The sequence below is a fragment of the Rhizobium sp. PL01 genome (genome assembly GCF_033447125.1).
Classification (GTDB): domain Bacteria; phylum Pseudomonadota; class Alphaproteobacteria; order Rhizobiales; family Rhizobiaceae; genus Pararhizobium.
The window spans coordinates 375,210-390,806 of record NZ_JAWQUM010000001.1; the positions used below are offsets into that span (position 1 = coordinate 375,210).

At 60.7% G+C, this 15,597-nt stretch carries 17 protein-coding genes; 7 read left to right on the forward strand and 10 right to left on the reverse strand.

The features are described 5' to 3' along the window. Positions 1-8 precede the first annotated feature (8 nt). The 3 genes from R6X40_RS01740 to R6X40_RS01750 are packed head-to-tail and all read right to left on the reverse strand — an operon-like array spanning position 9 to position 4,750. Positions 9-2,780, reverse strand: a complete 2,772-nt coding sequence (locus R6X40_RS01740) for a DUF4159 domain-containing protein (RefSeq protein WP_412178323.1) — start codon at positions 2,778-2,780, stop codon at positions 9-11. Positions 2,781-2,812: 32 nt separating this feature from the next. Then, on the reverse strand, positions 2,813-3,733 hold the full coding sequence (locus R6X40_RS01745; RefSeq protein ID WP_318410454.1) for a DUF58 domain-containing protein: 921 nt from the start codon (positions 3,731-3,733) through the stop codon (positions 2,813-2,815). A gap of 3 nt (positions 3,734-3,736) precedes the next feature. Continuing rightward, positions 3,737-4,750 (reverse strand): MoxR family ATPase, encoded by a 1,014-nt coding sequence (locus tag R6X40_RS01750; RefSeq protein WP_318410456.1) that lies wholly within the window; start codon positions 4,748-4,750, stop codon positions 3,737-3,739. Positions 4,751-4,917: 167 nt separating this feature from the next. Here R6X40_RS01750 and R6X40_RS01755 point away from each other — a divergent pair, with 167 nt between their 5' ends. Genes R6X40_RS01755 through R6X40_RS01765 form a run of 3 tightly spaced genes read left to right on the forward strand, consistent with a single transcriptional unit; the run spans position 4,918 to position 7,417 of the window. Beyond that, entirely contained in the window at positions 4,918-5,541 is a 624-nt protein-coding gene (locus tag R6X40_RS01755; RefSeq protein WP_318410458.1) for a DUF1285 domain-containing protein, read from the forward strand. Beyond that, positions 5,538-6,170, forward strand: a complete 633-nt coding sequence (locus tag R6X40_RS01760) for a CoA pyrophosphatase (RefSeq protein ID WP_318410459.1) — start codon at positions 5,538-5,540, stop codon at positions 6,168-6,170. Before R6X40_RS01755 ends, R6X40_RS01760 begins: the two co-directional genes overlap by 4 nt. Next, positions 6,167-7,417 (forward strand): CCA tRNA nucleotidyltransferase, encoded by a 1,251-nt coding sequence (locus tag R6X40_RS01765; RefSeq protein WP_318410462.1) that lies wholly within the window; start codon positions 6,167-6,169, stop codon positions 7,415-7,417. Before R6X40_RS01760 ends, R6X40_RS01765 begins: the two co-directional genes overlap by 4 nt. A gap of 11 nt (positions 7,418-7,428) precedes the next feature. Here the strand turns inward: R6X40_RS01765 and R6X40_RS01770 are convergent, their stop codons facing one another. Beyond that, positions 7,429-7,614: a DUF1059 domain-containing protein gene (locus R6X40_RS01770; protein WP_318410463.1), complete on the reverse strand. Its 186-nt coding sequence runs from the start codon at positions 7,612-7,614 to the stop codon at positions 7,429-7,431. 295 nt (positions 7,615-7,909) lie between these two features. On the opposite strand from R6X40_RS01770, the gene R6X40_RS01775 reads away from it, so the two are divergent. From R6X40_RS01775 to R6X40_RS01785, 3 genes are all read left to right on the forward strand, one after another. Beyond that, on the forward strand, positions 7,910-8,320 hold the full coding sequence (locus R6X40_RS01775; protein ID WP_318410465.1) for a DUF4168 domain-containing protein: 411 nt from the start codon (positions 7,910-7,912) through the stop codon (positions 8,318-8,320). Positions 8,321-8,452: 132 nt separating this feature from the next. Continuing rightward, positions 8,453-8,998 carry an adenine phosphoribosyltransferase gene (locus tag R6X40_RS01780; protein WP_318410467.1) on the forward strand — a complete coding sequence of 182 codons (546 nt, stop codon included), beginning with the start codon at positions 8,453-8,455 and terminating at the stop codon, positions 8,996-8,998. 18 nt (positions 8,999-9,016) lie between these two features. Next, positions 9,017-10,135: a hypothetical protein gene (locus R6X40_RS01785; protein ID WP_318410469.1), complete on the forward strand. Its 1,119-nt coding sequence runs from the start codon at positions 9,017-9,019 to the stop codon at positions 10,133-10,135. Positions 10,136-10,147: 12 nt separating this feature from the next. Here the strand turns inward: R6X40_RS01785 and R6X40_RS01790 are convergent, their stop codons facing one another. The 4 genes from R6X40_RS01790 to ychF form a co-directional block, all read right to left on the reverse strand. Beyond that, positions 10,148-10,615, reverse strand: a complete 468-nt coding sequence (locus tag R6X40_RS01790; protein ID WP_318410470.1) for a MaoC family dehydratase — start codon at positions 10,613-10,615, stop codon at positions 10,148-10,150. Next, positions 10,612-11,070 carry a MaoC family dehydratase gene (locus R6X40_RS01795; RefSeq protein WP_318410472.1) on the reverse strand — a complete coding sequence of 153 codons (459 nt, stop codon included), beginning with the start codon at positions 11,068-11,070 and terminating at the stop codon, positions 10,612-10,614. Before R6X40_RS01795 ends, R6X40_RS01790 begins: the two co-directional genes overlap by 4 nt. A 95-nt stretch (positions 11,071-11,165) precedes the next feature. After that, on the reverse strand, positions 11,166-12,614 hold the full coding sequence (locus R6X40_RS01800) for a hypothetical protein (RefSeq protein WP_318410473.1): 1,449 nt from the start codon (positions 12,612-12,614) through the stop codon (positions 11,166-11,168). 176 nt (positions 12,615-12,790) lie between these two features. Further along, complete coding sequence (gene ychF, locus R6X40_RS01805; RefSeq protein ID WP_318410475.1) at positions 12,791-13,894, reverse strand: redox-regulated ATPase YchF; 1,104 nt, start codon at positions 13,892-13,894, stop codon at positions 12,791-12,793. 189 nt (positions 13,895-14,083) lie between these two features. On the opposite strand from ychF, the gene clpS reads away from it, so the two are divergent. After that, positions 14,084-14,395: an ATP-dependent Clp protease adapter ClpS gene (gene clpS, locus R6X40_RS01810; protein ID WP_318410477.1), complete on the forward strand. Its 312-nt coding sequence runs from the start codon at positions 14,084-14,086 to the stop codon at positions 14,393-14,395. Positions 14,396-14,415: 20 nt separating this feature from the next. On the opposite strand, the gene R6X40_RS01815 is transcribed toward clpS, so the two are convergent. Continuing rightward, positions 14,416-14,889, reverse strand: coding sequence for a GNAT family N-acetyltransferase (locus R6X40_RS01815; protein WP_318410479.1), 474 nt, complete (start codon positions 14,887-14,889; stop codon positions 14,416-14,418). Beyond that, positions 14,882-15,595 carry an aminoacyl-tRNA hydrolase gene (pth, locus tag R6X40_RS01820; protein WP_318410480.1) on the reverse strand — a complete coding sequence of 238 codons (714 nt, stop codon included), beginning with the start codon at positions 15,593-15,595 and terminating at the stop codon, positions 14,882-14,884. Before pth ends, R6X40_RS01815 begins: the two co-directional genes overlap by 8 nt. Between the last annotated feature and the right edge of the window lie 2 nt (positions 15,596-15,597).

Here is a 15,597-nt window from a genome sequence, read left to right on the forward strand (position 1 = left end):
GCGCGCCCTCACTGGCCAAGCCGTTCGAGCAAAGCAGGGATATGCACCTGATCAGCCTTATAGTTGCCAGTCAGCATATACATCATGATGTTGACGCCGGAGCGGAAGGCAAGCTCGCGCTGTTGCTCATCCGGCGGCACGGTTGGCAGAAGCGGCATGCCGTTGCTGTCTATGGCCCAGGCACCGGCGAAATCATTGCCGGTGATCATGATCGGCGACACGCCGTCACCCGAGCGCGCCGGCCTGCCGGTCGGCTGCGAGCCATTGTCCGTCTGCGCCTCGATCCAGAGCGGGCTGCCATTGTAGCGACCGGGAAAGTTCGAGAGGAGATAGAACGACTTGGTCAGCACATTGTCTGTTGGAACCGGTTCCAGTGGCGGAATGTCGAGATCGGCAAGGATCGCCTGCAGCCGCTCGGAGTTGGGACTGCTGCCGGAGCCTGATGACAAGGAGGAAAACTGGTCGCGGGTGTCGAACAGCACAGTGCCGCCGGAACGCATATAGGCATCGATCCGGCTGATCGCCGCCGGGCTCGGCATCGGCGCATTGGCGGAGATCGGCCAATAAATCAGCGAGTAAAACGCCAGTTCGTCCGATGCGATGTCGAGGCCGATCGGCGGGCCGGGCTCGAGCGTCGTGCGATAGGTGAGGAAGTCGGTCAGGCCGGCCAGGCCCCGTTCGGAAAGGCGGTCAACATCGGCTTCACCGGTGATGACATAGGCAAGATGGGTCTTGTCCAGCTGCCGCAGGATGATGTTGTCGCCCGGTTTGCTGTCGTCGGCCAGGGATTGGCCGGGGATCGCCACCAGCGCGCCTGCCGCCAGCGCTAGGGCGATCATCGCTGCCGCGGGCATTCTCAGCCGGGCAAAGGCGCCGCCCATGAACAGCACGACCGCGGAATCGATCAATAGCAAGATGAGAGCCATCGCAAACAACGATGGTTTCAGCGACCAGGCTTCGGCGCCGATGAGCGGCTCCGATGTGTAGGGAATGATCAAGCCGCTGGCGTCGATCGGCTTCAGTTGGGTGTCGCGGGGCAGGAGGTTCAGTGCGGTAAATCCTTCTTCCGAACCGTAGAGACCGGGCGGATGTTCTGCGCTGGAGACCGGAACCGTTCCGGCGGCAATGTCGAGAGGCCGCGCCTTGCCGGTCTCGCTGACGAGCACGCCATTGGCATTCAAGAGGCGGTACGGCGCCAGCGTCTGGCCCTTTGCCGCCCCTTCGCTCGCCACACCGCCGCTGCGCGACAATTGCACGCTCCGGCGCAGCATCTCGACGAAATCGCCGGATATCGGCAGGTTCGACCATGTCGCTTCGGCGCTGACATGGAAGAGGATGATGCGGCCGGAGCCTTGGGTCTTCGTCGTCACCAGCGGCGTGCCGTCGGCAAGGCTTGCCCAGGTTCGTGAGGACAGGTCAGCGGTTGGTTCGGCCAGCACCTGACGCTTGACGAGAATACCCTCCGGCTTCGGCATGCCGGCAAAGGGGCTAAGCGCCGGATAATCTGCGAGCGGCTGTGGTTCCGACCAAGACAGCGCGCCACCCAGGGCCCGTTCGCCCTGCCGCAGCGTCACCGGTACCAGCGGATCGTCTGCCGGGGCAGCGGCCAGACGCGGACCAGCAAACCGCACCAGCGTACCGCCGTTTTCGATCCACTTGGTGATCGGCGCGTAGGTTTCTTCCGGCAGGCGGCCGATATCGGCCATGATCAGCATCGACGGCTTCTGGGCCAGAAGCTCAGGGATCGACACGGCTAGGTCGGACTCGTTCGGCTGGATCAGGTCCGCGTAGGGGGTGAGCGCCCGGTTGATATAGTAGAGCGGCGAGAGTAGCGGCTGCGACTGGTCGCGCGCCTCACCACTCAAGAGCGCAACGCGGCGGCGGCGGAAGCCGTCATCGAGCAGGAAGGTTCCCCCGGCGGTCGCCGTGCCATCGATGGCGACGCGGGCAAAATCGTTGCGCAGTTCGAAGGGGGCCGCGAGCGTGCCCTTGGCGACGCTTTCACCGGCGGCAAAGGCGACCGAACCGTTGGCGATCGCGCGGCCGCGCGTGTCATAGGCGGTGACCGGTAGCGTCCGAGCAGTTGTTGTGTCGAGGCGGGTGGCGCTGACCACCATCGACTCGGCATCGTTGGCAGAACTGTTGATCGCGACGGCATGGTCTCTGCTGCCCTCGATCAGCCTGAAATTGCCAGGTGAAAGAGCCGCAAGCTCTGCCATGATCTTTCCGTCACCGGCTTCGATGCCATCCGACAGGAAAGCCAGTGTGCCCGGCGCGGTTCCATCGAGAGCAGTCTTCAGCGCGTTGACGGCTGCTGCGCGATCCGGCTGCAGCGGTTGTGGTGCAGCGGCAGCCAGACGGTTGCGGGCCGTCAAGGCCGATCCCGGCACGGCATTGTGATCCTGATCGGCGGTAAAGACGACTGCGACCGGAAGATCCTTTTCCTCGGCGTCACTGATCAGCGCATCGGCGGTTTCCACCCGGCGCTGCCAGTCCGTCGATGTCGCCCAGCTGTTGTCGATCACCAAGGCCAGCGGGCCGTTGCCGGCGATCGTATTGGAGCGTGGATTGAACACCGGGTCGGCAATGGCAAGGATGATGGCCGCAGCCATCAGCATGCGCAGCAGCGTCAGCCACCACGGGCTTTTCGATGGTGTTTCCTCACGCTTCAGGACGCTGGCGAGAATACGCAGCGGCGGGAAAACCTCGGTCACGGGTTTCGGAGGCGTCATGCGCAGAAGCCACCAGATCGCTGGCAGGGCGACAAGGGCAGCGAGCATCAGGGGATTGGCGAAGATGAACGGCAGGAAGCTCACAGCTGGCCTCCATGGGTGGCGCGTCCGGGCATACCGGAGAGGTACATATGCACGGCCACCAGCGCTTCGGATGCAAGATGATCGGTCCGGTGCGGCGTAAAGGTCCAGCCGAGATGGCGCAGGTTTTCCCCGAGACTATCGCGTCGTGCGATATAGGCGCGGCGATAGTCGTCGCGGACAATCTCGGCGCGGCCGGCCGTCAGTTTCTCGCCGGTTTCCGGATCGGTGAATTCGGTGCGCCCGGCATAGGGAAAGCTCTCTTCCGCCGGGTCGGCAATCTCGATGACATGACCGCGCAGACCCCGTCTGGCCAACGGCCCGAGCTGCGCCATGATCGCGTCGGCAGGATCGAGGAAATCGCCGATCAGCACCAGGTCGCTCATGCCGCGGATCATCGTCGTCTGCGGCAGTCCGCCGGACAGCGGCGTGTGCATCAGCGCGGTGGCCAGACGTTCGGCAGCGTTGCGGGCCGAGACCGGCTCCATCACGCCGGGGCAGCCGATCCGCTCGCCGGAACGGGCAAGGATTTCGGCCAGCGCCAGCATCAAGACCAGTGCCCGGCTTTCCTTGGAGACCGAGCCGAACGTGGACTTGTACATCATCGACGGCGACAGGTCGGCCCAGAGCCAGATGGTGTGGGCTGCCTCCCATTCGCGGTCGCGGACATAGGTATGATCGTCGCGGGCGGAGCGGCGCCAGTCGATGCGCGACAGGCTTTCGCCGTCGCTATAGGGCCGGAATTGCCAGAAATTCTCGCCGATGCCGCGCTTGCGGCGGCCGTGCCAGCCGGAAATCACCGTATTGGCGATGCGTTTTGCCTCCACCATGCAATCCGGGATCAGCCGGGCACGGCTCTGCGCGCGGGAAAGCACCTCTCCAGACGGCGTCGGCTCGACGATTTGGCCTATGGCAGCCATTCATTATCCCTTGGCTTGCTTGACCAGGCTGGTGATCACATCACGAACCGACATGCCTTCCGCCCGCGCTGCGAATGTCAGCGCCATGCGGTGCTGCAGGACTGGTTCAGCCAGGGCCATGATGTCATCGATCGATGGCGCGAGCCTGCCGTCGTACAGGGCGCGGGCGCGGGCGCACAGCATCAGCGATTGGCCGGCGCGCGGGCCGGGGCCCCAGGCAACGTTCTTGTCGGTAGCGGTATTGCCGTTACCGGGGCGGGCCGAGCGGACCAGCGATAGAATGGCATCGACCACCTTCTCGCTGACCGGCATCTGGCGGATCAGCTGCTGGATATCCCTGAGCTGGGGTGCATCGATGACGCCGCGTGCCTCGGATTCATGCGTGCCTGTTGTTTCAAGCAGAATCTGCCGTTCGGCCGCAAGCTCCGGATAGCCGACATCGACCTGCATCAGGAAGCGGTCGAGCTGTGCCTCGGGCAGGGGATAGGTGCCTTCCTGCTCCAGCGGGTTTTGCGTCGCCAGCACATGGAACGGCTGCGGCAGGTCGTTGCGCTGGCCGGCAACCGTGACGTGATATTCCTGCATGGCCTGCAGCAGCGCCGATTGCGTGCGCGGGCTGGCGCGGTTGATTTCGTCGGCCATCAAAAGCTGGGTGAAGATCGGTCCGGGCACGAAACGAAACGACCGGCGTCCGTTTTCGTCCTGATCCATGACCTCTGAGCCCAGAATATCTGAGGGCATCAGGTCGGGCGTGAACTGGATGCGGCTGGTGTTGAGGCCGAGAACGGTGCCGAGTGTCGAGACAAGCTTGGTCTTGGCAAGGCCGGGTACGCCGACCAGCAGCGCATGGCCGCCGGACAGGACCGCGAGCAGGGTCTGTTCGACGACGCTTTCCTGGCCGAAGATCACCTTGCCGACTTCCTTGCGGATCATGGCGATTTCGCCTAGCGCCTTTTCGGCGGCCGCGATGATCGCCTTGTCATCGACTGCGCCGTCTGCCGTTTTCATCACACCCATTGTCTGTCTCCAGTGGCCGGCAACGGTGCCGATTCGCGAAAAGCGCGCTTTCCGTCTCTCTTTTTCAATCTATGCTCCGCCCGGTGGCTGACAAGACGGGGGCAACGCACTATCTCGTGAGCCAATGCATTATAAAAAGCAAGAATAGGGCCAAACGGGACGGAACGATGGCGGATGTGGAAATACATGGAACGGGCGATGCGGCAGGACTTGCGGCATTGATCACCCGTGCGGCCGGGCAGACGAACGGGCAGACCAAGGGTTTGCCGCCCGTCGAGCGCTGGAACCCGCCGTTTTGCGGCGATATCGACATGGAAATCCGTGCCGATGGCACATGGTTCTACATGGGCACACCGATCGGCCGGCAGCCTTTGGTCCGGCTATTTTCCACCGTTCTGCGCAAGGACGAGGATGGTCAGACCTATCTCGTAACTCCTGTGGAAAAACTGGGCATTCGCATCGTCGATGCACCTTTTGTTGCCGTCGAGATGAATGTGACGGAACGCGACGGCGAACCGGTCATCACCTTCCGCACCAATGTCGGCGATGTCGTCGAGGCGGGCCCTGATCATGCCTTGCGTTTCGTCGTCCATGGCGAAAACAAGGAACTGAAACCCTATCTGCATGTGCGTGGGCGGCTGGAAGCGCTGGTGTCCCGTGCCGTGATGTACGATCTGGTTGCGCTCGGCGAAACGATTGAGATGGATGGTACCGATATGTTTGCCATTCGCTCCGGTGGCGTGGTGTTTCCGGTCATGCCCGCTAACGAACTGGAAGCGCTATCGGCATGACGCAAGCCTTGTTTTCAGCCGATGATTTCCGCCGCCGTGCACTCAGGCAATCCGGCAGCCCTGCGGAAGATGCCTGGCGCGAGCATGGCGATTTTCTGCTCAATCCCGATACTGTGCCCTATCTCGAAACCCTGAAGCTGAAGGATGCCGCCGTTCTCATTCCGGTGATCGATGATGGCGACGAGGCGCGGGTTATTTTTACCCGGCGCACGGCGACGCTGCGCAAGCATTCCGGCCAGGTTTCCTTTCCGGGCGGCGCTATCGATCCGGAAGACGACACACCGGAGCGTGCTGCTCTGCGCGAAACCGAGGAGGAAATCGGCCTTGACCGGCGCTTCGTCCAGACAGTCGGCCGGCTGCCTTATTATATGGCGATGTCCGGTTTTCGGATCACGCCCGTTCTGGCGGTAGTCCAGCCTGGCTATGACCTCATCCCCAATCCTGCGGAAGTTGCTGCTGTCTTCGACGTGCCGCTGTCCTTCCTGATGAACCCTGATAATCACGGCCGCGGTCAGGCAACCTGGAAAGGCGCCGAGCGGCAATTTTACAGCATGCCCTATGGCGAACAGCATATCTGGGGCATTACCGCGGGCATTGTCCGCATGTTGTATGAAAGGCTTTACGCATGACCTCCGTTGCCAACGAGGCCTGGTTTTCCGCTCCCGCTTTGACGCGCGTGTTTGATCTTCTGAATGCCGATGGCGGCGAGGTCCGCGTCGTCGGTGGTGCCGTGCGCAACAGCCTGATGGGGCTTGCCGTCGCCGATATCGACATGGCGACGACGCTTTTGCCGGAGGTGGTTGTGGCGCGTGCCAAGTCGGCCGGTATCAAGGCGGTGCCGACCGGCATCGAACACGGAACGGTGACGCTGGTCATCGACGGAAAGCCCTATGAAATCACCACCTTGCGCCGTGATGTGGAGACGGATGGCCGCCATGCCGAGGTCGCCTTCGGCACCGACTGGACGGTGGATGCAGAACGGCGCGACCTGACGATCAACGCGCTTTATGCCAATGCCAAGGGTGAGGTGATCGACCTCGTCGGTGGCCTCGCCGACATTGAAAAGCGCAACATCCGTTTCATCGGCAATGCCAGCGAGCGGGTGGCTGAAGACTATTTGCGGGTTCTGCGGTTTTTCCGTTTCTTTGCCTATTACGGCTCAGGCCGCCCGGATGCGGACGGTCTGCGTGCCTGCGCACAGGCGCGTTCGAAACTCTCGACACTGTCGGCCGAGCGGGTCTGGTCCGAATTGAAAAAACTGCTTTCGGCAAAAGATCCAGGCAGGGCTCTACTCTGGATGCGGACATCCGGCGTGCTCACGGAAATCCTGCCGGAAAGCGAAAAATGGGGCATCGATTCGATCCCGGGGCTGATTGCAGCCGAGCAGACATTCGGCTGGCAGCCCGATCCGCTGTTGCGGTTGGCGTCGATGGTTCCGCCGGACGCCGAGCGGCTGGATGCTATGGCCAAGCGGTTGCGGCTGTCGAAGGCGGAAGCTGCCTATTTCACCGCCTGGACCAAGGCACCGCGCCTGCCGGCAGAGATTGCCGATACAGCATTCGACCGGCTGCTGTACCGGAGTGGCGAGAAGGGGCTGACGACGGCGCTGACACTTTCGCTCGCCTCGTCGCGTCAAAAATCCGAAAACGACCCGGCTCAGCTGACCGAGACTGCAAAGCTCCAGCGGCTTTTGACGCGGGCGGAGAAATGGCGGAAACCGGTATTTCCGCTGACCGGAGCAGATGTGCTGGCCACCGGCGTTGCCGCCGGGCCGCGTGTTGGGGAAATTCTTGGGACACTTGAGGACAAGTGGGTGGACGGCAATTTCAATGCCGACCGGGCAACGATGGTTGCCCGGCTTCAATCGATGGTCTGACGGGCTGGAACTTAGGCGGCCTTCGTTTCCTCGACGATCCGCGCCTTGATATTGTCGATCATGTTTTCGCGAATCAGCGTTTCTCCATGCGTCGAGCGCATATGCTCCACGGCACGCCGTACGACTTCGGCGTCGCTGTCGGCGTGGGTGTGCCAGTCGCAGCCGGGCACGAGGGTCCCGCATTCAAACAATCGCATGATGCTCCTCCTTGCGTTTGCATACTCCGCTTAGACGGGACTTCCGGCTAGGCGGAATAGAGGAAGTATAACCGAAAATGGCGTCGATGGTTCCGCCGATTGCTCACTCGCATTCACAATATTGACCGGATGACTTCAGATCTTGCCCGTTTTCTGGACGCGACATGGCCTTGAAGCTTCCTTTTCAGGGTCACATTGTCGCCCGATCCGTCCTCGAACTTTAAGTATGGGGTTCGCCCCTTTCGGAAAGGCGGGTGAAAGCCGTCTTGAGACTGACTTAAGGAAGGACACGCATATGACCATTCGCCACATGCCCGTTGCAGCCCTGACCGCTGCGGCTCTTAGCCTGATCGTCATCAACTCGCCGGCCTTTGCGCAAGGCGCTGCCGAACCACAGGCGACCCAGCCGATGCAGGGCACAGCGCCTGCCGCCATCAGCGACCAGAAGATCGAAGCCTTTGCCGTCGCCTATCTGCAGGTCGACAAGGTGCGTCAGGATTATGCGGCCAAGATCAGCGCTGAAAAGGATGCTGTGAACAAACAGAAGCTGCAGAACGAAGCCAACAAGCAGATGATCAATGCGGTTGAAAAATCACCCGGCATGTCACTGGACGAATACAAGACCGTCATCACTGCTGCGCAGACCAATCCGGATGTCGCCAAGAAGGTGCAGGACAAACTCAAGACGACTGATACTGCCCAATAGGCTGATATCATGGAGCAGGGCTGGTTCGGTCCTGCTCCCAAACCGGTTCCAACAGAAACCACTATAAAAAACGTGGCCTTTGATGTTATGCCTTCGTCTCCCTGAGACGTCCGCAAAGGCATGCCCTCCATCATGAGATCTTCTCTTCAGCAGGAACTGATCGATTCGATCCGCAACATCGCGGATTATCCGAAGCCCGGCATCATGTTCCGCGATATCACCACGCTGCTTGGCAATCCCCGCGCTTTTCGCGGCGCAATCGATGCCTTGATCCAGCCTTTTGCCGGCACCAAGATCGACAAGGTTGCCGGTGTCGAAGCGCGCGGCTTCATCATGGGCGGCGCAATGGCGCACCAGATGTCGGCCGGTTTCGTGCCGATCCGCAAGAAGGGCAAGCTTCCGCACGATATCGTCCGAATCGCCTACAGCCTCGAATACGGCGTCGACGAGATGGAAATGCACCGTGACGCCATCAAGCCGGGTGAAAAGGTCGTCCTGGTCGACGATCTGATTGCCACCGGCGGTACGGCCGAAGGGGCGACCAAGCTTCTTCAGCAGATGGGTGCCGATATCGTTGCCGCCTGTTTCATTATCGACCTGCCGGAACTGGGCGGCCGCAAGAAACTCGAAGCGCTGGGTGTCGAGGTCCGCACGCTGATCGAATTCGACGGCCACTGAGACTGCAGGAAAATATACATGGTTTCGATACGCGATGCGCTCAGCTCTGCTGCTGACGAGGGGATCATCACGGCGGTGCAGGCGGAAAAGCTGGTGCCGTATCTCCTCGCCGCAAACTCCGGTGATAACGAAGAACAACGTCCAGCCGTCAGTGAGGTCCTGCCGGCCGGCGATGCGTTTGAGGCCGAAGAAAGCGAACAGCCGCGTTTTGTCCGTGGCTTTCACGATATCCTGATCACCATCGGCGTCATCGTGGCGCTGGTTGGGCTCTGGGGTATCGGCAGCCTGTTTGCGGTGTTGCCGGCCATCGTCATCCTCGCCGAAATCCTCATCCGCCGTCAGCGTCTGGCACTTCCGGCTGTGGCGCTGACGGTGGCTCTGGCCCACTGGACCGGCCTGTTTGCCTTGCTGGTTGTCGAAGTGGCAGCTCCAGCTGGTCTAGACATGCTGACCAGCTGGCTTTTGGTGCTGCCAATTTTTGCCGCTGTTCTGGCCGTGTTTTACTGGCGATACCGCGTGCCGCTGGCACTGGCTGCGACGCTTCTGTCGCTGTTCCTGCTGGCCATGGATATCGTGCTTGTCCTGCTTTCGAAAATCCTGGGCTCTGTCGAGCTGATCACCGAGCATACCGGACTGGCTGCGAGCATATTCCTGATCAGCGCGCTGGGCATCTTTTCGGCGGCGATGTCCTACGATATCGCCGATCCTGCCCGCAAAAGCCGCCAATCCGACGTGGCGTTCTGGCTGCATCTCGCCGCCGCGCCGGCGCTGCTGTACGCCATGCTCTCGTTCATTTTCCTGCGCAATGTCTCCGGCGAATGGTGGGGCGATGCCACGTCGCCCAGCGATGCCGCATCCGTGCTGGCGATCGTCATTGTGTTCATGATGATCGGCCTGATTATCGACCGGCGCGCTTTCGTCACATCGGGGCTTTTGTCGTTGGGCCTGGCGATCTGGACGATCCTTCAGCGGGGCGGCGTGGATTTCAGCGATTATTTTTCCGTCACCGTCCTTGCGGTTGGGGTCGTCGTGCTGCTGATCGGTATTTTCTGGCAGGCCCTACGGCGGGCCATCGTCTCGATCTTGCCCGCCGGCATCACGTCACACCTGCATCCCGTGTACCGGCCCGGCCGCTAGACGGGTTTCCGGTCAAGGGAACTCGATGACCTTGCTTTCGAACCGGATGACCGGCTGGCCATCCTGGTTCTCGCCCTCGCACAGGATGGTGTTGATCCGCCATCCCGGCCGCGATTCCAGGTCTTTTGCCGCAACGAATGTGACTGCATAGGTGATTGCGTCTCCGGCGAAGACCGGCCGTAGCCAGCGCATGTCGCGAAAGCCGGGTGAGGGGCCGAGTTTTGGCGCAGCGATGCCTTGCGCCGCCAGCCGTTTCGTTTCTCCGATCCAGTAGGGAACGAAGCACTTCATCCAACCGGCGCAGGTATGCCAGCCGGAAGCGCAGAGACCCCCGAACAGCGATTGTTTGGCCAGTTCCGCATCGAGGTGAAACGGTTGCGGATCAAATTTTTCAGCGAAATGAATGATATCTTCGGCGGTGAAGGTCACCGTGCCGATCGTTTCCCGTGTGCCTTCAGGGTGGAGGTCCGACAGCTTCATGGCTTTTCTCCTGCCGTCGCTTGGCAGCGGATCATGTTGGCATAGTCGCAGATTGCCACGGTTTCGCCCCGCTGGTTGGTGACGGTGGCGCGCAGCCGGACGATGCCGATTTCGGGCCGCGAGCGCGAAACCCGCGCCTCGACGACCGTACAACTGCCCGACAGTATATCACCGGCAAGCACGGCCTTCTTCCACTCCATGCTGTCGACGCCGGGGGAGCCTTCCGACGCCGTCTCGTGGATATAGCTGTCGCAGAGCATGCGCATCATCATGGCACTGGTATGCCAGCCGGATGCCGCAAGCCCACCGAGAATGCTGGCTTTGCCGCCGTCTTCCGACAGGTGCATCGGTTGCGGATCAAATTCCGAAGCAAAGGCGATGACATCCTCGGCCTTGACCTCGATCGGCTTGAAATCGAACCGCTTGCCGGCTGGGAAATCTTCAAAGTGAAGCATGGGAAATCGACCTCCAACAGGCTCATTTTAGCATCTGCGCCCGGCATGTGAAATGCAAACGGGATGGTGCGGCACTGGGTTCTAATGCCGCCGGATCACGGCTGGAAAGGCAGGTCCTGGCCGTTGATCTTCACCTTCTTGTTCTCGTCGACAACGATATTCCACATCTGGCGGCCATCGGGCGCCTGCTTGGCAAAGCCCTTGACCATCAAAAGCATGAAGGCCGCCTGGCCGAATTCCGGCACCGTCGCGGCATTGTCCTGCAGATAGGAAACCGTCTTGTCGAAATCCTTGGCATAGAGCGTCAGGTCGGTGTTCTGGCGGCCCTGCTGTTCGGGATAGACGGTTGTCGTGCCAGAAAGGCTGAAGTCGTAGACTGCGGAGCGGGCCGAAACCTCGTCATACTTGATCGTCATCGCGCCACCCGGCAGGAAAATGCGGCCGGCCTCGGTAGATTGTTCGTCGCTCAGCGGCTTGTCGGCGTCGAAATTGGCCTGGTCGATGAGATAGGTTATGCCGCTGGCAAGGTTAAGGTTTTCCAGCGAAATGCGGGTGGTCACGGTTTCAGGAAGTGCGGAGGCAAAGGCATCCGGAACCAGGCCTGGCGGCAGCGAGGGCTGGTCGATGGTAACGCCGAAACCGACCTTGGCATCATCCTTCAGGCCGTTGGTATCGATGGTGTAGCGCACGGTTTCCGCGCCATAGGTGCCGGTCGGGGTTGCGACCTTGAGATTGGCGATCTCGATCGATTCCAGCAGGTTTTCGAACATCGGCAGATTGCTGCGCACCAGAGACTTGAGGCGCACCTGCTCGGTCGCCAGCAGCTTGTCTTTCTTCACATTGTCGAGGACGAAGAAGATCAGATCCTGCAGCGGCCGATAGGCGAGCCCGTTGAACGCGACATCGGCCGTGACGCTGTCGGCGGATATATCCACTTTCATCTTGGAGGGATCGATGATCGTCTCGGTAAAGCCATTCATCGCCATGTTGGACCGGATGTCGATGGTCGTTGGTGTTGCCCGCGTCGAATTCATTGTCGATGTCATCGAGCCAAACCGCGCCTCGACCGATTGCTGCGGCGAGATCGAGGTCATGAAAATGCCGTCGGCGGACAGGTCCGCGGATTTGAAATAGAGCAGATCGGGATCGACAATGCCTTCGGCACGCATCGCATCGATCTTGTAGGTGAAATCGTTCTTTTCCGTTCCTTCGGTGAACTGGCCCTTCACATCGAGGTCAGCGGTCTGGGAAAAGTGCCAAAGCCCGTCTTCCATCGGCCGGATCAGCGAGATCCATGGCTTGAGGCCGGAAATGCTGAAGTTTTTCGGATCGATGTCCTTCAGAAGCACCGTCGGATCCAACGTTACCTCGTAATCCGCTGTGCCCGGGCGGACCTTGATCAGGCCGGCCTTTGCCAGGTTCTCCGGCAGGTAAGCGGTGAATTTCTGCTCGAGTTCCTGTGCGCCCTGATGGCTGATGTCTGCGGCCTGCACCGACTGGGTGATGAGGGTGGTTGAAAGCAGAAGGGCAGGAATCAGGCGCATCGAAAACTCCTCAAGTGATTGCGAAGCAAACATATAGCCGAAAGCCCGAAGGGCAAGCGCCATGGCCGCCGCAAAACACCACAGACGACAACGCCGTTCGTCAAAGTTAACGAACGGCGTTGTTTAGTCTTGAATTTTTATCGCAAGTGCAGCCTTTCGGCCGCGTCTCGCTCCGCTTAGGTGTTGAAGCGGAAGTGGATGACGTCGCCGTCCTGGACGACATATTCCTTGCCTTCGTCGCGCGCCTTACCGGCTTCCTTGGCGCCGCTTTCGCCGCCGAAGGCGATGTAATCCTCATAGGCGATGGTGAAGGCGCGGATGAAGCCGCGTTCGAAATCCGTGTGGATGACACCGGCGGCTGCCGGAGCCTTGGTGCCGCGCGGAATGGTCCAGGCGCGCGTTTCCTTCGGGCCGACGGTGAAATAGGTGATGAGGTCGAGCAGCTTGTAACCGGCGCGGATCAGCTGGTCGAGACCGGCTTCGTGCAGGCCGAGCGCTTCGAGGAATTCCTTGGACTCTTCTTCCGGCAGTTGCGCGACTTCGGATTCGATTGCCGCCGAAATCACGACGGTTTCAGCGCCCTGCGCCTTTGCCATTTCTTCGACGGCTTTGGTGTGGGCATTGCCTGTCGCCGCATCGGCCTCGGCGACGTTGCAGACATAGAGAACCGGATGCGCGGTCAAGAGGTTGAGGCTCTGCAGCACCAGCTTTTCTTCGGCATCCAGCGTCAGCAAAAGCGTGCGGGCCGGCTTGCCGTCCTGAAGAAGCTTCAGGGCCGCATCCATCACCGGTAGCAGGGTGACCGATTCCTTGTCTTTGGAAGCGGCGCGCTTGCGCGTCTGCTCGGTGCGGCGCTCCAGGCTGTCCAGATCGGCGAGCATCAGCTCGGTCTCGATCGTTTCGGCATCGCCGACCGGATTGATGCGGCCTTCGACATGGGTGATGTCGTCGTCTTCAAAGCAGCGCAGCACATGCACTGTCGCATCGACTTCGCGGATGTTGGCGAGGAACTTGTTGCCGAGGCCTTCGCCCTTTGACGCGCCACGCACGAGGCCGGCGATATCGACGAAGGAGATGCGGGTCGGGATCAGTTCCTTGGACTTGGCGATATCGGCCAGCTTGCGCATGCGCGGATCGGGCACGGCCACTTCGCCGGTGTTCGGCTCAATGGTGCAGAACGGATAGTTTGCCGCCTGCGCCTGCGCCGTCTTGGTCAGCGCGTTGAAGAGAGTGGACTTGCCGACATTCGGCAGTCCGACGATACCGCATTTGAAACCCATGGTCTTGAAACCTGTCCGATCGAATTCTGTTGCAGTGCCTTTTGCGGAAACTTGGGCCGAGGTCAAGCCTCAGACCGGTTTTGCAGCCTTTATAGGGGAGATGGCGTCCGGGTGCATCTTGTTTGAAGCCTGCTTGCGATGCACAATAGGTGTTTCCTCCACTTCCTGTGATCGACGGGCGGATTTCCGATGGCGGACGACGACACCAGTCTCAAACCGAAAACGGTGACCAAGCCGAAGCTCGAAAGGCCGAAGCTCTACAAGGTCATTCTGATCAATGACGACTATACCCCGCGCGAATTCGTCATCATGGTTTTGAAGGCGGTATTCCATATGAGCGAGGAGACCGGCTACCGGGTCATGATGACCGCGCACAAGCTGGGCGTCTGCGTCATCGTCGTCTGCGCCAGGGATATTGCCGAGAGCAAGGCCAAGGAGGCGACCGACCTGGGTAAGGAGGCGGGCTTCCCGCTGATGTTCACGACGGAGCCGGAGGAGTAGGTTGAGGTTTTTCGAGAGCGTCAAACGCCGGACGGACGCCTGATCTGAAACCCGGTCTTGTTCTGTGTGAACCCGCAACCCTCATAGAATGTCAGTGTCGCCGGGTCCTTTGACCCGGTCAGCAGCATGACCTTGTAGCATCCCTGGTGCCACGCGGATGCGAATGCGTGCCGTATCAAGGCCCGCGCATGACCGCGCTTGCGGTATTGTGCGTGCGTGACGACATTTTCGATCAAAGCATAGGGTGTGCCACTGCGGGTGAGGTTCGGGATCACAACCAGCGTTACCGAGGACGTCAAAGCTTCGCCCGAGGTGCCGATCAACACTGTCATGCCGGGATGGGCGGTGATTTCGGCGAAACGGTTGGCCGCGATATCAGGCGCGATCTCCGGATCGTCCGCATTGAGATGCCGGTAAAGTGCAAGAAGTGCCGGAAGATCGCTGTGCGCTGCCGGCCGGATGTGGAAATCGCCAGCTTGCACGGGCCTACTCATCCTTTTTGCCGAACAGCTTCTTCAGCATGTCGGCCATTGGTCCGGTGGTCGGCAAAATCTTTGGTTGGGCGCTGTTGCGGGCCTGACGGATATGCGATTTTCCGGCCGATTTTGCTGGCGCGGGTTCAGGTTCCGGCTTGCCGCCGGTTGCCAGCGTCAGTTTGTTGAGGAGTTGGGAATCCTCCCCTTTGACCAGCATCTCGGCATTGTCGGCAAGCGCATCCAGCAGCGGCTCCAGCCAGACCTTGTCGGCCTTGGCGAAATCGCCAAGAACATGGCCGTGGACCCGTTCTTTGGAACCGGGATGGCCGATGCCGAGGCGCAGGCGGCGGTATTCCCGGCCGCAATGGGCGTCGAGCGACTTGATGCCATTATGGCCACCATGGCCACCGCCGGTCTTGATCCGTGCCTTGCCCTGAATGAGATCGAGTTCGTCGTAGATCGCCAGAATGTCCTTCGGTTCCAGCTTGTAGAAGCGCATGGCCTCGCCGACCGCTTCGCCCGACAGATTCATGAAGGTCTGGGGCTTCATCAGAAGCACCCGTTCGCCACCGATCTCGCCCTCGGAAATCAGTGCCTTGAACTTCTTCGACCAGGGCGAAAAGCTGTGCCGCCGCTGGATCGCGTCTACGGCCATGAAGCCGATATTGTGGCGGTTGCCGGCATATTCGGCGCCGGGATTCCCAAGACCTGCGAAAATCTGCATGG

Bases quoted from the DNA above. Each gene is read 5' to 3' on its own strand.
- R6X40_RS01740 (WP_412178323.1), bottom strand. From the start codon at position 2,780: ATGCTCGCTGCCCTTGTCGCCCTGCCAGCGATCTGGTGGCTTCTGCGC.
- clpS (WP_318410477.1), top strand. From the start codon at position 14,084: ATGGCGGACGACGACACCAGTCTCAAACCGAAAACGGTGACCAAGCCG.
- R6X40_RS01780 (WP_318410467.1), top strand. From the start codon at position 8,453: ATGAGATCTTCTCTTCAGCAGGAACTGATCGATTCGATCCGCAACATC.
- pth (WP_318410480.1), bottom strand. From the start codon at position 15,595: ATGCAGATTTTCGCAGGTCTTGGGAATCCCGGCGCCGAATATGCCGGC.
- R6X40_RS01800 (WP_318410473.1), bottom strand. From the start codon at position 12,614: ATGCGCCTGATTCCTGCCCTTCTGCTTTCAACCACCCTCATCACCCAG.
- R6X40_RS01750 (WP_318410456.1), bottom strand. From the start codon at position 4,750: ATGGGTGTGATGAAAACGGCAGACGGCGCAGTCGATGACAAGGCGATC.
- R6X40_RS01785 (WP_318410469.1), top strand. From the start codon at position 9,017: ATGGTTTCGATACGCGATGCGCTCAGCTCTGCTGCTGACGAGGGGATC.
- ychF (WP_318410475.1), bottom strand. From the start codon at position 13,894: ATGGGTTTCAAATGCGGTATCGTCGGACTGCCGAATGTCGGCAAGTCC.
- R6X40_RS01745 (WP_318410454.1), bottom strand. From the start codon at position 3,733: ATGGCTGCCATAGGCCAAATCGTCGAGCCGACGCCGTCTGGAGAGGTG.
- R6X40_RS01765 (WP_318410462.1), top strand. From the start codon at position 6,167: ATGACCTCCGTTGCCAACGAGGCCTGGTTTTCCGCTCCCGCTTTGACG.
- R6X40_RS01760 (WP_318410459.1), top strand. From the start codon at position 5,538: ATGACGCAAGCCTTGTTTTCAGCCGATGATTTCCGCCGCCGTGCACTC.
- R6X40_RS01770 (WP_318410463.1), bottom strand. From the start codon at position 7,614: ATGCGATTGTTTGAATGCGGGACCCTCGTGCCCGGCTGCGACTGGCAC.
- R6X40_RS01755 (WP_318410458.1), top strand. From the start codon at position 4,918: ATGGCGGATGTGGAAATACATGGAACGGGCGATGCGGCAGGACTTGCG.
- R6X40_RS01775 (WP_318410465.1), top strand. From the start codon at position 7,910: ATGACCATTCGCCACATGCCCGTTGCAGCCCTGACCGCTGCGGCTCTT.
- R6X40_RS01795 (WP_318410472.1), bottom strand. From the start codon at position 11,070: ATGCTTCACTTTGAAGATTTCCCAGCCGGCAAGCGGTTCGATTTCAAG.
- R6X40_RS01790 (WP_318410470.1), bottom strand. From the start codon at position 10,615: ATGAAGCTGTCGGACCTCCACCCTGAAGGCACACGGGAAACGATCGGC.
- R6X40_RS01815 (WP_318410479.1), bottom strand. From the start codon at position 14,889: ATGAGTAGGCCCGTGCAAGCTGGCGATTTCCACATCCGGCCGGCAGCG.